Genomic DNA, 15,008 nt, shown 5'->3' on the forward strand with positions numbered 1-15,008 from the left:
GGGTATTTATGAGACGATTGTCAGGTATTATTCTTGCTGTTCCAAAAGCTATTTTTAGTTTTGCTTGGCGATTTTTCTGGGGAATGGTTAGGACTGTTCTAATCCTAGCGGCCTTGCTGCTGTGCTTATTTTGGTATGCCAACCACTCTCATTCGCCTGTAGCACAGTCTCTTCAGGAAGCTTTTGCAAATGTTAATGCGCAAATCTCTCCTAACAAAAATCTTGATCGGAACTTACAGGATTTAACAACGGATGTTACGGCAAATCACCAAAAGGGTGCTCGTTGGGCAGAACCGTCAGCAACTGTCTACCTTGAGTCAACTAATCCTAGTTTTGTTAAGGCTTACCAAGATGCGCTTGCTGCTTGGAATGCAACGGGAGCTTTTACCTTTAAGCAAGTTCATGATAAAGCTGGAGCTGACATCATTTTAAGTGATCATTCGGACGCTAACAGCCAAGCTGCTGGCGAGGCCCAGACAACGACAGAAAGTTTGAGTAATCGGATTACACATGCTGATGTTTATCTCAACAGCCACTACCTTTTGGATGCAGCCTATGGTTACACGCAGGAGCGCATTACTAATACGGCTGAACACGAATTAGGCCATGCTATCGGTTTGGAGCATGATGATAGTCAGACATCCGTCATGCAGTCGGCCGGTTCATACTATGGTATCCAAGAGGTTGATGTAGCTGCCGTTCAAGAACTCTACGCTGATTAGGATCAATTAGGAGGTCTTATGTTCTCATTTGTTAAAAATTGGGTACACCGATATCCTGAACAAGCCTTCTTAGTCATTTTTAATACGGGAATTTTTGCTTGGCTGCATACCACTGGCTCAGCAATTGCAAATCAATTGGGGCTGGCCTGGGATAAGACTCAGCTACCTACTTGGCTAACTAATCTAACCCATAATAGTCTGGCTAGTTTGCAGAATTTCTTTGGGCATACAGCTTGGACTTGGCTGATTATTTCCATGCTATTAACAGTGGTTTTGCGTTTTATGAGGGGGCTTCTCAAACTGATTTTATTTGTCCTTATTGTTGGTGCTGGACTCTATCTGGTTTACCGGCATCAGACTATTTTGGGGCAGTTGCCTGGTTAGAAATACGGGAATATCAGCATTAAACTATTGTTTTTGCTGTGTAAGCGATAGAACTAAGGTTTTGAAGCTCTTTGACAGTCTCATGATACGCCACTGGCTTATGATCTAGCTCTGTTAGTTTCATTTCCCGCCCCAGCAGATTCTCCAGTTCTTCTGAACTGTGAGGCAAGCTAAGCTGATTTTCTTTAAGTATAAAATATTAGTTGGTCAGTTGTTTTATATCTTAGGGATTGGAAGAATAAGAAATTTCAAACAAGGATTTTGGAGTTATTTCTTATTCTCTTTTTGTTATAATAAAAGTATGATTATTTTACAAGGAAATAAATTAGAACGCTCTTTTGCAGGGGACATCCTTTTTGATAATATTACTGTTCAGGTTAATGAGCGCGATCGCATTGCCCTAGTCGGCCGCAATGGAGCAGGAAAATCAACGTTGCTGAAAATTTTGGTTGGCGAAGAAGACCCAACCTCTGGTCAGGTTAATACTAAACGAGATTTGAGTCTTTCTTATCTGGCTCAGGACAGCCGTTTTAAATCTGAAGATACTGTTTATGGCAGCATGTTACGAGTCTTTGAAGATTTGCGCCGGCAGGAACATCAATTGAGGATGATGGAGCAGCAGATGGGAGAAGTCTCAGGTGCAAAGTTAGATAAACTAATGCAGGATTACGACCAGCTGTCTGAGAACTTTCGTAGCCAGGGGGGCTTTAACTATGAAGCAGAAATCAAGGCTATTTTAAATGGCTTTCAATTTGATGAGAGTATGTGGCAGACTCCGGTTTCTGCCTTATCGGGAGGCCAAAATACCCGCTTAGCTCTGGCTAAGATGCTGCTGGAAAAACCAGAACTTTTGGTGCTGGATGAACCGACCAATCACTTGGATATTGAGACCATTGCTTGGCTGGAGAACTATTTGGTTAATTACCAAGGAGCCTTGATTATAGTCAGCCATGACCGCTATTTTTTAGATAAGGTGGCAACGATTACTTATGACCTGACCCCCCATTCTTTGGACCGCTATGTGGGCAATTACTCGGCTTTTATGGACGCCAAGGCTGAGCGTTTAGAGTCGGAAGCCAAAGCCTATGAAAAACAGGCTAAAGAAATTGCTAAACTAGAGGACTTTGTTCGGAAGAATATTGTTCGCGCTTCAACCACCAAGCGGGCTCAGGCGCGTCGTAAACAGCTTGAAAAAATGGAGCGGTTGGACAAGCCCCAAGCGGGTCAAAAATCAGCTAACATGACTTTCCACTCGGATAAAGCATCAGGGAATGTTGTTTTAACGGTCAACGATGCTGCGATTGGTTACAATCAACAGATTTTGTCAGAGCCGATTAATTTGGATGTAAAAAAATTTGATGCCATCGCAATCGTTGGTCCAAATGGTATTGGTAAATCTACCTTAGTAAAATCCATTGTTGGGCAAACACCTTTTATTAAGGGGACTTCAATTTACGGAGCTAACGTTGAGGTTGGCTATTATGATCAAAGTCAAGGCAATCTGACCAGAAGCAATACGGTTTTGGATGAGCTTTGGAATGCTTTTTCAACCACACCAGAGGTGGAAATTCGTAATCGTTTAGGAGCTTTTCTTTTCTCTGGTGATGATGTCAAAAAATCGATCAGTATGTTGTCTGGGGGTGAGAGGGCGCGTTTGCTTCTCGCTAAACTGTCTATGGAAAATAATAATTTTTTGATTCTAGATGAGCCAACAAACCATCTGGATATCGATAGCAAGGAGGTTTTAGAAGCTGCCTTGATTGATTTTGACGGTACGCTGCTCTTTGTTAGTCATGATCGTTATTTTATCAATCGTGTAGCGACTAAAGTATTGGAAATATCAGCTCAGGGTTCAACGCTCTATCTGGGAGATTATGACTATTATCTTGAAAAGAAAGCAGAGCAGCAAGAATTAGCGCGCTTATCTGTTGATGGTGAGAACCTAGAACCCCAGCAAGATCCTGTTCAGGGTTCTCGGTTTGCTTCGGATTATCAAACTCAAAAGGCGACCCAAAAGGAAGTTCGTAAATTAACTCGGCGCTTAGAACAGCTTGAAAGTGAGTTAGAAGTTCTTGATGGCAGAGGTGTGGCTATTTCAGAAGAAATGGGGCAGACAAATGATGCCCAGACTCTGATGGATTTGCAGTCTGATCTTGATCTCCTCACTCAGCAGCAAGACGATCTGATGCTAGAATGGGAAGAATTACACGAGCAACTAGAAGAATTTGAGTGAGCAAGAACTGCTCCCTTGTCCTTAGATTAGTATCTGGGCAAGGGCTTTTTTAGTTTGTGAAAAAACACTCAATTTTATTTTGAAATCCCTTTCTTTCTTATAATATCAATGAGCTTCTTTTTTGCAGTTTGTGAAATTTTCGGATAAAATAGAGTTGTAAAAGATTATGTGGAGGTTGATATGGCAAAACTATCGAAAGAGCAATTGCTAGAATTATACTTGAAAATGGAGCGTATCCGTGAGTTCGATATGCGTATTAATAAATTAGTTCGTCGTGGCTTTGTCCAAGGGATGACTCATTTCTCAGTAGGTGAAGAGGCAGCTAGTGTTGGTGCAGTAGCCCACCTTGGTTACGACGACATCATTTTTTCCAACCACAGAGGTCATGGTCAGTCTATTGCCAAGGATATGGATCTCAAGGGTATGATGGCTGAGTTGGCTGGTAAAGTAACTGGTGTTTCTAAAGGACGTGGCGGTTCCATGCACTTGGCTGACTTTGAAAAGGGGAACTATGGGACCAATGGTATTGTTGGCGGTGGTTATGCCCTAGCAGTTGGGGCAGCCCTTACTCAACAATATAAAGAGACAGGTAACATTGTTGTAGCTTTTTCAGGTGATGGTGCTACTAATGAAGGCTCCTTTCACGAGTCAGTCAATATGGCTGCAACTTGGAAACTGCCAGTGATTTTCTTTATCATCAATAACCGTTATGGCATTTCAATGGATATCAATAAGGCGACCAATACCCCTCACCTTTATACTCGTGCAGAAGCTTATGGTATTCCAGGTTATTATGTCGAAGATGGCAACGATGTCATGGCCGTCTATGATAAAATGCAAGAAGTAGTTGAATATGTTCGCGCTGGTAATGGACCTGCTATCATCGAGGTTGAATCTTACCGTTGGTTTGGTCACTCAACAGCCGACGCTGGTAAATACCGTAGCAAAGACGAGGTGGATAGCTGGAAAGCCAAAGACCCTCTTCTCAAATTCCGCGATTATGCCGTTCAAAATACGGATATTACAGCAGCGGAGTTGGAAGCTATCCATGAGCAAGTCGTTAAGGAAATCGATGATGCTTATGAGTTTGCTCAGAACAGTCCAGATCCAGATCTTTCTGTGGCTTTTGAAGATGTGTGGGTAGATTAACTCTTTTATTCGAAAATTTGAGCGTTTGTCCAATGGGACTAAGACTAGGCTATTGGAGTAAAAAATCATTTATAATGACTTGATAGATTGATGGAGAAAATAATGACAGAAACGAAAAAAATGGCGCTGCGGGAGGCTGTTAATTTGGCCATGACCGAAGAGATGCGTAAGGATGAAAATATCTTCTTGATGGGAGAAGATGTCGGAATCTATGGTGGAGACTTTGGAACTTCGGTTGGTATGTTTGAAGAGTTTGGGCCCAAACGTATCAAGGACACTCCAATTTCTGAAGCGGCCATCGCCGGTTCAGCTATCGGCTCAGCCATTACGGGATTGCGTCCAATTGTAGATATTACCTTTATGGACTTTTTAACTATTGCTCTAGATGCTATCGTTAATAACGGTGCCAAGAATAACTATATGTTTGGTGGTGGTCTCAAGACCCCTGTAACCTTCCGTGTGGCATCAGGTTCTGGTATTGGTTCAGCAGCCCAGCACTCTCAATCTTTGGAAGCTTGGCTGACCCACATTCCAGGTATTAAGGTCGTTGCTCCAGGTAACGCTAATGAAGCCAAGGGTCTCCTCAAGTCTGCTATCCAAGATAATAATATCGTTGTCTTTATGGAGCCAAAGGCTCTCTACGGCAAAAAGGAAGAGGTCAGTTTAGATCCAGATTTTTATATCCCAATTGGGAAGGGTGATATTAAGCGAGAAGGAACGGATCTTACAATTGTGACTTACGGTCGCCTGCTTGAGCGCGTACTCCAAGCGGCTGAGGAAGTGGCAGAGCAGGGGATCAGTGTTGAAGTTGTGGACCCGCGTACTCTTATCCCGCTCGACAAGGAATTAATTATCAATTCTGTTAAAAAGACTGGTAAGGTAATGTTAGTCAATGATGCCTACAAGACAGGCGGTTTCACCGGTGAGATTGCGGCAATGATTACCGAAAGCGAAGCTTTCGATTATCTTGATCACCCAATTGTGCGTTTGGCCAGTGAAGATGTACCTGTTCCTTATGCGCGTGTCTTAGAGCAAGCTATTCTACCAGATGTTGGAAAAATTAAGTCAGAAATTATTAAAATGGCAAACAAGGGTAACTAAGCTCGATACCTAACGTCAGCCTAAATGATTAGAAAGGATGAGGATAAGTAAAGAAGCCTTGTTTAAAGGCTTTTGTCTGCTTATTCAAGACAAACTATGGCAGTTGAAATTATTATGCCTAAACTCGGTGTTGATATGGCCGAAGGTGAAATCATCGAGTGGAAAAAGCAAGAGGGCGACAGCATTCAAGAAGGTGACATCTTACTTGAAATTATGTCTGATAAGACAAATATGGAAATCGAAGCTGAAGACTCAGGTGTTCTGATCAAGATTGTCCACCCTGCTGGCGATACGGTCCCCGTTACCCAAGTTATCGGGTATATCGGCGAGGCTGGGGAAGTGGTTGAGGCTGATTGGCTAGCTGAACCAGCCTCAGATGCTGACCAGCAACCAGCCGCAGTTCCTCAGGAAGCACCGCGAGCAATGCCAGCTTCTTCAGCGGATTCAGATAGTCCTAGAGTGGCTACTACTAGCAAGGTTCGTGCCACACCAGCTGCTCGAAGGCTAGCTGAGGAGCAGGGGGTTGACCTTGGACAAGTGTCTGGTTCGGGCCCTCATGGGCGTGTTCATAAGGAAGATGTTGAGAACTTCAAGGGTGCCCAACCTAAAGCAACCCCACTGGCTCGTAAGATGGCCCTTGACTTAGGTGTCGATTTAGCAACAGTGAAGGGCAGTGGTGTTTTTGGTAAGATTACCAAGGAGGATATTTTGGCACTTAGTCAACCCCAACAGCCAACTGCTGATTCTACTACTTCAGAGGAACCCGTTCAAACTTTACCAGAAGGTGTTGAAATCAAGCCAATGTCGGCTATGCGTAAGGCTATCGCTAAAGGTATGACCAATTCCTACCTGACAGCACCAACTTTTACGCTTAATTACGATATTGACATGACCAATCTTATGGCTCTACGTAAGCAGATCCTTGAGCCAATTATGGCAAAAACGGGACAAAAGGTCACCTTCACGGATCTCATTGGCTTAGCTGTCGTCCGTACCTTGATGAAACCAGAGCATGAATATCTCAACGCTTCTCTTATCAATGATGCCAGTGATATCGAGTTACATCGTTTTGTCAATCTTGGTATTGCTGTTGGTTTGGACGAAGGCTTGATTGTTCCTGTGGTTCACAATGCTGATAAGATGAGCCTATCAGAATTTGTCGTCGCTTCAAAAGATGTTATCAAAAAGGCTCAAGCTGGTAAGCTTAAGGCGGCTGAAATGTCTGGCTCGACCTTTTCTATCACTAATTTGGGAATGTTTGGAACCAAGTCTTTTGATCCAATCATCAATCAGCCAAACTCAGCTATCTTGGGTGTGGCAGCGACAGTTCAAACGCCGACTGTTATTGATGGCGAAATTACCATTCGCCCTATTATGCAACTCTGCTTGACCATTGACCACCGGATCGTCGATGGTATGAATGGCGCCAAATTCATGGTGGACCTCAAGCATATGCTCGAAAACCCAATGGAACTCTTGATTTGATTAGAAATAACGAGATAGGTTATCAGTAGAAGAACCTTTAAACAAAACAAAGAAAGGATGTAGAGCAAGAGGAAGAAGGAACTGAGCCCGAGCCGAAAGCTCGGAAAAAAGATAAATCATTTGGGAAATCAGGATTTTCCACGCTTTCCTAGATTCAGTCGCTTTCTTTTCGCTCTTGGTATCTTAAATATGGCAGTTGAAATTATTATGCCTAAGCTCGGTGTTGACATGGCCGAAGGCGAAATCATCGAGTGGAAAAAACAAGAAGGTGATACAGTTCAAGAAGGTGATATCCTCCTTGAAATTATGTCCGATAAAACCAATATGGAAATCGAAGCGGAAGACTCAGGTGTTCTTCTGAAAATCATTCATCCAGCAGGTGACACAGTGCCTGTTACAGAAGCGATCGGCTATATTGGTGCAGAAGGTGAAGTTGTGGATACTGGTGCTGCGTCAGCCCCTGTTTCCCCAGAGCCAGCTGTCGAAGAAGCGGCTGCTAATTTAGAAGCCGCAGGTCTGCAAGTTCCTAAGGCTCCGGTTCCTGATGCTGTACCAACCCCTGCAGCCCTAGCTGATGATGAGTATGATATTGTTGTGGTCGGCGGCGGTCCTGCTGGTTACTATGCTGCTATTCGCGGTGCTCAGCTAGGCGGAAAGATCGCTATCATTGAAAAAGCCGAGTATGGCGGTGTCTGCCTCAACAAAGGCTGTATCCCCACTAAGACCTATCTGAAGAATGCCGAGATTTTGGATGGCTTAAAGATCGCGGCGGGTCGCGGTATCAATCTAGCCTCAACTAACTACAGCATTGATATGGACAAGACTGTCGACTTCAAAAATTCCGTTGTTAAAACGTTGACTAGCGGCGTTCGCGGTCTTCTCAAAGCAAATAAGGTCACCATGTTCAACGGTTTTGCTACCGTAAATCCTGATAAGACGGTAACAATCGGCTCTGAGACAATCAAGGGTCGAAACATCATCTTAGCGACAGGTTCAACAGTTTCTCGTATCAATATTCCAGGCATTGATTCTTCGTTAGTATTGACTTCTGATGATATTTTAGATCTGCGTGAAATGCCTAAGTCGCTAGCTGTGATGGGTGGTGGTGTTGTTGGAATTGAGCTAGGATTGGTTTGGGCTTCTTACGGTGTAGAAGTCACCGTCATTGAAATGGCTGACCGTATCATTCCTGCTATGGATAAAGAAGTATCCAAGGAACTAGAAAAAATCCTGACTAAGAAAGGTATGACAATTAAGACGCAGGTTGGTGTCTCTGAAATTGTTGAAGCTAACAATCAACTGACGCTTAAACTTAATAACGGTGAAGAAGTGGTTGCTGAAAAAGCGCTTCTGTCTATCGGTCGAGTGCCACAGCTGAAAGGTTTAGAAAAACTTGATTTAGAAATGGAGCGCGGCCGTATCAAGGTCAATGCCTATCAAGAAACCTCTATCTCAGGCATCTATGCACCGGGGGATGTCAATGGTACTAAGATGCTGGCCCATGCGGCCTATCGTATGGGTGAGATCGCTGCTGAAAATGCTATCTGGGGGAATGTCCGCAAAGCCCATCTTGATTTTACACCGGCTGCTGTTTATACGCATCCAGAAGTGGCCATGTGCGGTATAACGGAAGAGGATGCCCGTCAGCAGTATGGCAACATTTTGGTCGGTAAGGCTAGTTTTACTGGTAACGGTCGTGCTATTGCTTCGAATGAAGCACAAGGTTTTGTAAAAGTCATTGCCGATACCAAGTATCATGAAATTCTTGGTGTTCATATTATCGGTCCATCTGCTGCTGAAATGATTAATGAAGCTTCAACTATTATGGAAAATGAACTGACTGTCGACGAATTGCTCCAATCTATCCACGGTCATCCGACTTTCTCTGAAGTGCTCTATGAAGCCTTTGCTGATGTGCTTGGAGAAGCCATTCATAATCCGCCAAAACGCAAATAATCCGCTACTCTTTTTCTGCTCATTCATTTATAAGCAAGATAGAAGAAAAAGGACAAAAGTCCTGCCACCTAAAAACAGGAAAGTAGCAGAGGTTTGCGCCTTAAAATAAGAGAGCGAGGAAAATCAAAATCGCCACTTCATGACGATTGACCGATTTTTGTCCCACTCTCTTTTGTTTTGAAAATATGTCAAAATCATCATACTAATGAAATTTTATTCAGATGTGAGGTTCTTATTAAATGAAATATATCGTTAATAAATCTAACAATCCCGCCTACAATGTTGCCTTGGAAGCTTATGCTTTTCGAGAGCTAGTTGATGAGGATGAACTTTTTATTCTCTGGATCAACGATCCCGCTATTATTATTGGTAGACACCAAAATGCAATTCAGGAAATCAATAAAGAATATACAGATGCACATGGGATTCGTGTTGTTCGTCGGCTGTCGGGTGGTGGTGCAGTTTATCACGATCGAAACAATCTCAATTACACTATCATTTCTAATAAGTCTGATGAAGGAGCCTTTGATTTTAAAACCTTCTCAGAACCTGTAATTGCAACTCTAGCTGATTTGGGTGTTCAGGCAAAATTTTCCGGCCGTAATGATCTTGAGATTGATGGTAAGAAAATATGTGGAAATGCTCAAGCTTACTACAAGGGACGGATGATGCATCATGGCTGTCTCCTGTTCGATGTTGATATGACTGTCCTAGGCGATGCCCTAAAGGTAAGTAGGGATAAAATTGAATCCAAGGGAGTCAAATCCGTGCGCTCCCGGGTTACTAATATTTTAAGTGAACTACCAGAGAAGATTACAGTCCAAGAATTTTCAGATAAAATTTTGGACAAGATGAAGGAAATGTATCCTGACATGACGGAGTATGTCCTCAATGATGATGAACTAGCTAAAATTCAGAAATCTTACGAAGAGCAGTTTAATACTTGGGATTGGACTTACGGTCAGGCACCAGAATATACAATTGAACGCAATGTCCGCTATTCTGCCGGCAAGATCAATACCTTTGCCAATGTTGAAAATTCAATAATCAAAGGCATTAAGATTTATGGTGACTTTTTTGGTGTCTTAGATGTTGAGGCTATAGAGAATCTCTTATTGGGGTGCCGTTACGAATATCGAGACGTTTTGGAACATTTGAAAACAATAGATATCAGCCGCTATTTCTCAGGTATGAGCGCTGAAGAAGTAGCTAAGGCAATTGTAGCTTAACAGAAAAATTACATTTAAATAACAAGTATTACTTTGAAAATACGGGAGTGTTGAGTTTTTTTATAAAATATCCTTAAAGGCCGTCTGAGTTTGATTTTCTATAACTATTTTGTTACACTGTTTGACATAGCAAGGATTTTACAAATTAAATGAGTTTGTAACATTGCTAAATTTCTATAATCAAGAAGGGTTATTAAAATGGGAAAGAAGAAATTGACTCAATACTCATTGCTTAGTGGATTAGTATTGACGACTCTTGCTGCTGGTCAGTCAGTTCTTGCTGATGAAGCAACTGATGTAAATGCTAATAACACTGCCGCAGACAATCAGGCTTCAGAAGTATCAACATCTGGACCTCAGGTCAAAGTTATTAATCAAACAACTGAGGACAACAAAACAACGACTACTTCAGAAGTGACTTCACCAGAGTTGACGCAAGCAGTTGGTGATGTTAATAACTTTAACAAGGCTAACCAACCATCAACTGATGGCAATAAAGGTGATGCTAACGGTGGTACTCAAGATGCCAACTCTACACAGTCGGTGCCGGTTCCGCCTGTAACTATTTCTGAAGGCGAAACTAAGACTTATGATACTGTCGAAGAAGCTGATGCTGCCAATAAAGCCCAAGCAGAAGCTATTCAGAATACTTTGGCACAGTACCAAAAGAACGTCACTGATTATCGTGAGAAATTAGCAAACTATAACAAGGCAAATGAAGAATATGTTGCTGCTAAAGCTGCTTATGACGAAAAAGTTAAGGCTTACAATGATTACCATGAAAAGGTTAAAAACTTGACTAGTCCTGAAAACGCAGAAGTAGCTAAAGGTCTTGTTTACAATAATGAACCTAATGCTGTTGTTTCTGTTGAAGGCATTGACCAATACGTGACTAAGGAAGCGCAAGCTAACCACGTTCAAGATGAAATCCTTCAACAATTCAACACTGACAAATATCCAGATACTGATTTCACATCTGAAAATCCATATGCTTCCAATGAAGATGCATGGTTTAAGATGCATGTTGGTGATACAGTAACAGCTACTTACACTAATCTTGAAAATTCTAATTATCTTGGTACCAAGATTGCTAAAGCTGTGGCGACCTACACATTGACTGAATCAACAAGCGATGATAACACAGCAATCGCTAAACTTTACCATGATCCAACTAAGACAATCTTTGTTGGTGCACAAACATCAGATGATCCATCTAAAGCTGTTAAGATGGATATCCAAGTGAAGTTCTACGATGAAAATGGCAATCTTATCAATCTGTCGAACAATAACTCTGTTATCAGCTTAGCTTCTCTTAACCACTGGACTACCCAATATGGTGATCACGTTGAGAAAGTTCTGAATATCGGCGATAGTAAGTTTGTTCAATTTAAGGATTCATCTATTCGCCTTAATGAAGATGGTGCTATCTACTCACCAACTGAAAACCAATATGTTGCTAATGGTGCTACCATCAATGGTGACGGTGAAGAAGGTTGGGATAAAATCAATAAAGATGGCGAAAAGCGTACAACTTCTTCAAGCTATGGTGCTGCAGCTATGACTTATGCTGGTGAGCCATTTACGATCTCAGCTTCGGGTAACAATGCTGAAGTTCCAACAGCTATCTGGTTTGCGATTAACTCATTTGCTGTTCAAGAGCCAGGTGAGGCACCAAAAGAACCAGAAATGCCTAAGTTGTCAGCTGTTAGTGTTAAATATAACAAGGCTATTGTTAAAACGATTGCTGATAATCCAAAACCAGATGAGCCGGGTGAACCAACTCCGCCACCAACGACACCAGAGGTACCAACGACTCCAACGAGTCCAGAACCTCCTAAGTCTCCAGCTCCTAAAGCACCAGAAAAGACTATTACGGTTGCTAAGAGCGAACAAGCTGCTCCAGCGCCACAGCAAGCACAAGCACTTCCTTCAACAGGTGATGCTAATAGCTATGGTGTTGCAGCCTTTGGTGCCGGTGTTGTAGCCTTCTCGGCATTAACCTTGCTTGGAAGCCGCAAACGTAAAGAAGACTAATTTAATTATTTGATAGAGGTCTCTCGGAATTTGTCTGAGGGACTTTTTATTTTTGGTAAAAAGTGGTAAACTGAATCCTAGCCGAGAGAAATACAATATGGGAGGAAGGATGAATGACGGCAGATGAAAAGATTTTGGCCCTTGTTCGGCCAGAGTATATGAAACGTATTCCTAAGATATTTCAAAATCATGCTACCAAGGCTACATTGACAAAGATTGCTAGGGAGCATCCAGACCTTTATTCCAAGGCGGATATTGAAGGGGAGCTGCCAGCAGATGTGGCTCAGCAACTCTCTGATATCATTAATGGAATATTTGAGGAACGTATGAAAAAGCATAATTTTTAGACAGAGGATGTTTCAGGTCAGTGTCTAGAAATTAAAGAGTGGTCAGAGCCAAAATTTTTAGTTCTGGTCACTCTTTTTTGTTTCTCAAGGCTTACAAATAAGATTACTATATACTTTTGAAATTTAATAAAAATGAAAAGGAAGTAAATATTTTGAGGAATAAAATATTTTAATTAGCTCAATTAGTTTACAAAAATATTACGATGTGTTACTATTTTAAGGATGAGAAAAATTCAATGTGTAATCATTGACGATATTATGGGAGACTCATCGAGTAAATAATAATTAATTTCTATTATCATTGGGAGGATAATGAGATGACATCAAAAAAACGTACAAGCTACACCCTGTTTAGCAGCTTGTTATTGGCGACTGTATTGGCAGCTAATTCTGCTCTTGCGGATGATATTACTGCTAGTGACCAAGCTAATCAACCCTCTGCTGTTCAAGAGCAGTCAGGGGGTAATCAAGCAACAGATCAAGCAGCAGCTGCTGATAATCAAACAATTTTGTCTGAGGGTGGCAATGAGGCTTCAACCGATTCAGAGGTAGCAGTGCCTGACCCAACTGTGACAGAAGTTTCACGTGTTGAAAACAGCAATGGTACGATACAGGTTACTTCTGAGGTGACTTCAAACGATTTAGAAGAAGCAAAGTCTGCCGTTACGACTTTTAATCAGGATAATAACCTGACTGGTGATCAGGTAGCTCGCTTACAAGAGATTCAAACACAAACACAGCCTAGTATAGACGCTGCCCATGCTGATAATCAAAGGCAGGCCCAAGCGATTCAGCTGGCTTTACAAGATCAAAGGCAAAAACTGGATAATTATAGGGTAGCGTTTGAAAAATATCAGCGTGATCTTGCTGCTAAACCTGAGTTAGACAAGCTGTATCAGGAAGCTCTGGCAGCTTATCAAGTTGAAAAGAAAGAATATGATGCTAAGCTAAAAGCGTGGCAAGAATATCAGGAGCAGGTTAAAAACGGTACTGCAGCTGGTCGTGTTGAGACTGCTCAAGGTCTTGTTTACCAGAGCGAGCCTGGAGCCATCATCAGTCTTGAAGGTGTGACCGATTATATCACTAAGGAAGGGATGCGGGAAGTAACCTCTAATAGTGATGTCCTTCAGCACTATAATACCGATAATTATGGTCCTGATAAATTAACGACAGAAAATCCTTACTCTGGTTCAGAAGATACTTGGTTCAAGATGAAGGTTGGCGACACGGTAACAGCTACATATTCAGATTTGACCAAGTCTAGCTATGGCGAAAAACAGATTAAAAAAGTTACTATCACCTATAGACTTAACAGTTCAACCAGTGCTGATGGGACTGCTATTGTCGAACTCTATCATGATCCGACCAAAACGATCTTTATTGGTGCTCAGGTCCCTGAAGGTGGTGAAAAGGATCCTGTCAGTGTTACCATGCAGATTCGTTTCTTTGATCAAAATGACAATGAAATTGATATGAGCGACAACAAAGCTATCATGAGTCTGTCTTCACTCAATCATTGGACGAGTGATTTAGGGGATCATATTGAGAAAGTTTCAGTCGGTGCTAACGAATTTATCAAAATCCCAGGCTCCTCAGTAGATTTGCATGGTGAGTATATATATGCAGAACAGCAAAACCAGCGTAAGTCGCAGGGAGCAACTTTTGATGCTGAAGGGGCAGATGGCTGGGATGCTATTAATGCTGACGGTACGCCGCGGTCTGTAACAGCTTTTTATGGGGCTGGTGCAATGACTTATAAGGGGAAAGAATTTACCTTTACGGCCAGTGGTAATAATCCCTATATTCCGACAACAATTTGGTTTTCTACGAATTCAGTTGTTGCTGTTCCGGAAAATCCCGGCGATGCTCCTCTACCACCAGAGCCAGCCGAAGACCCACATAAGCCAGAGGAGCCAGCACCGTTGACATTAGTTTGGCACAAGAACTTGGTGGAGGATCTCCAAGTAGTTCCGCCAACTGTTCCTAAAACACCGTTGACTATCTCGGAGGAGGTCTCAAAACCTAAGGATCCAGACCCTGAAAAACCACTGCCTCAGGCTCCTAATTCCCCTATTCCTGTACAATTGGCAGAACCAGAGTCGGCTAGTCCCATAGACCCTCAAACTCCACTCCCTAAAACAGGTGATTCAAAGGGGTATGGTATTGTAGCATTTGGAGTTGGTGTCATTTGCTATGCAGTATTAACCTTACTTGGTAGCAGCAAAATAGATAAAAATGAGGACTAATTTTCTTTTTTGAATAGTGTATTTAGTGACGTAAAAATCCCTGTCTTTAGTAGAAGACAAGGATTTTTATTTAGCAAACATGATGATGGGAAAAATGGAAAAATCAAAGATAGTTTTGGGAA

Annotated in this window: 11 protein-coding genes; all 11 read left to right on the top strand. The window is 42.1% G+C overall.

Annotated features, from left to right (window positions below):
- Positions 1-8 precede the first annotated feature (8 nt).
- The 11 genes from AC4HAO_RS01760 (at position 9) to AC4HAO_RS01810 (ending at position 14,886) form a co-directional block, all read left to right on the top strand.
- Positions 9-722, top strand: a complete 714-nt coding sequence (locus AC4HAO_RS01760) for a matrixin family metalloprotease (RefSeq protein WP_447452389.1) — start codon at positions 9-11, stop codon at positions 720-722.
- Between the two features lie 18 nt (positions 723-740).
- A complete protein-coding gene (locus AC4HAO_RS01765; protein WP_491134390.1) occupies positions 741-1,106 on the top strand; it encodes a hypothetical protein in 366 nt (121 codons plus the stop codon).
- 301 nt (positions 1,107-1,407) lie between these two features.
- Positions 1,408-3,339, top strand: coding sequence for an ABC-F family ATP-binding cassette domain-containing protein (locus AC4HAO_RS01770; protein ID WP_491134391.1), 1,932 nt, complete (start codon positions 1,408-1,410; stop codon positions 3,337-3,339).
- Positions 3,340-3,519: 180 nt separating this feature from the next.
- Positions 3,520-4,488 (top strand): thiamine pyrophosphate-dependent dehydrogenase E1 component subunit alpha, encoded by a 969-nt coding sequence (locus tag AC4HAO_RS01775; protein WP_491134392.1) that lies wholly within the window; start codon positions 3,520-3,522, stop codon positions 4,486-4,488.
- Between the two features lie 102 nt (positions 4,489-4,590).
- Positions 4,591-5,589 carry an alpha-ketoacid dehydrogenase subunit beta gene (locus AC4HAO_RS01780; protein WP_491134393.1) on the top strand — a complete coding sequence of 333 codons (999 nt, stop codon included), beginning with the start codon at positions 4,591-4,593 and terminating at the stop codon, positions 5,587-5,589.
- A gap of 96 nt (positions 5,590-5,685) precedes the next feature.
- Positions 5,686-7,074, top strand: coding sequence for a dihydrolipoamide acetyltransferase (locus AC4HAO_RS01785; RefSeq protein ID WP_491134394.1), 1,389 nt, complete (start codon positions 5,686-5,688; stop codon positions 7,072-7,074).
- Positions 7,075-7,263: 189 nt separating this feature from the next.
- Positions 7,264-9,030, top strand: coding sequence for a dihydrolipoyl dehydrogenase (lpdA, locus tag AC4HAO_RS01790; protein ID WP_491092438.1), 1,767 nt, complete (start codon positions 7,264-7,266; stop codon positions 9,028-9,030).
- Positions 9,031-9,269: 239 nt separating this feature from the next.
- Positions 9,270-10,259 (top strand): lipoate--protein ligase, encoded by a 990-nt coding sequence (gene lplA / locus AC4HAO_RS01795; protein WP_447452383.1) that lies wholly within the window; start codon positions 9,270-9,272, stop codon positions 10,257-10,259.
- 198 nt (positions 10,260-10,457) lie between these two features.
- Entirely contained in the window at positions 10,458-12,293 is a 1,836-nt protein-coding gene (locus tag AC4HAO_RS01800; RefSeq protein ID WP_491092436.1) for a GbpC/Spa domain-containing protein, read from the top strand.
- A 113-nt stretch (positions 12,294-12,406) separates the two neighbouring features.
- On the top strand, positions 12,407-12,640 hold the full coding sequence (locus AC4HAO_RS01805) for a hypothetical protein (protein ID WP_491092435.1): 234 nt from the start codon (positions 12,407-12,409) through the stop codon (positions 12,638-12,640).
- 317 nt (positions 12,641-12,957) lie between these two features.
- Entirely contained in the window at positions 12,958-14,886 is a 1,929-nt protein-coding gene (locus tag AC4HAO_RS01810) for a GbpC/Spa domain-containing protein (protein WP_491092434.1), read from the top strand.
- Positions 14,887-15,008 lie beyond the last annotated feature (122 nt).

It is taken from the genome of Streptococcus sp. ELY_137 (assembly GCF_058314515.1).

What these genes read in the sequence shown, in the direction of transcription:
- AC4HAO_RS01775 (WP_491134392.1), top strand. Translation starts at nt 3,520, where the DNA reads ATGGCAAAACTATCGAAAGAGCAATTGCTAGAATTATACTTGAAAATG.
- AC4HAO_RS01800 (WP_491092436.1), top strand. Translation starts at nt 10,458, where the DNA reads ATGGGAAAGAAGAAATTGACTCAATACTCATTGCTTAGTGGATTAGTA.
- AC4HAO_RS01805 (WP_491092435.1), top strand. Translation starts at nt 12,407, where the DNA reads ATGACGGCAGATGAAAAGATTTTGGCCCTTGTTCGGCCAGAGTATATG.
- AC4HAO_RS01785 (WP_491134394.1), top strand. Translation starts at nt 5,686, where the DNA reads ATGGCAGTTGAAATTATTATGCCTAAACTCGGTGTTGATATGGCCGAA.
- AC4HAO_RS01765 (WP_491134390.1), top strand. Translation starts at nt 741, where the DNA reads ATGTTCTCATTTGTTAAAAATTGGGTACACCGATATCCTGAACAAGCC.
- AC4HAO_RS01760 (WP_447452389.1), top strand. Translation starts at nt 9, where the DNA reads ATGAGACGATTGTCAGGTATTATTCTTGCTGTTCCAAAAGCTATTTTT.
- AC4HAO_RS01810 (WP_491092434.1), top strand. Translation starts at nt 12,958, where the DNA reads ATGACATCAAAAAAACGTACAAGCTACACCCTGTTTAGCAGCTTGTTA.
- AC4HAO_RS01770 (WP_491134391.1), top strand. Translation starts at nt 1,408, where the DNA reads ATGATTATTTTACAAGGAAATAAATTAGAACGCTCTTTTGCAGGGGAC.
- lplA (WP_447452383.1), top strand. Translation starts at nt 9,270, where the DNA reads ATGAAATATATCGTTAATAAATCTAACAATCCCGCCTACAATGTTGCC.
- lpdA (WP_491092438.1), top strand. Translation starts at nt 7,264, where the DNA reads ATGGCAGTTGAAATTATTATGCCTAAGCTCGGTGTTGACATGGCCGAA.
- AC4HAO_RS01780 (WP_491134393.1), top strand. Translation starts at nt 4,591, where the DNA reads ATGACAGAAACGAAAAAAATGGCGCTGCGGGAGGCTGTTAATTTGGCC.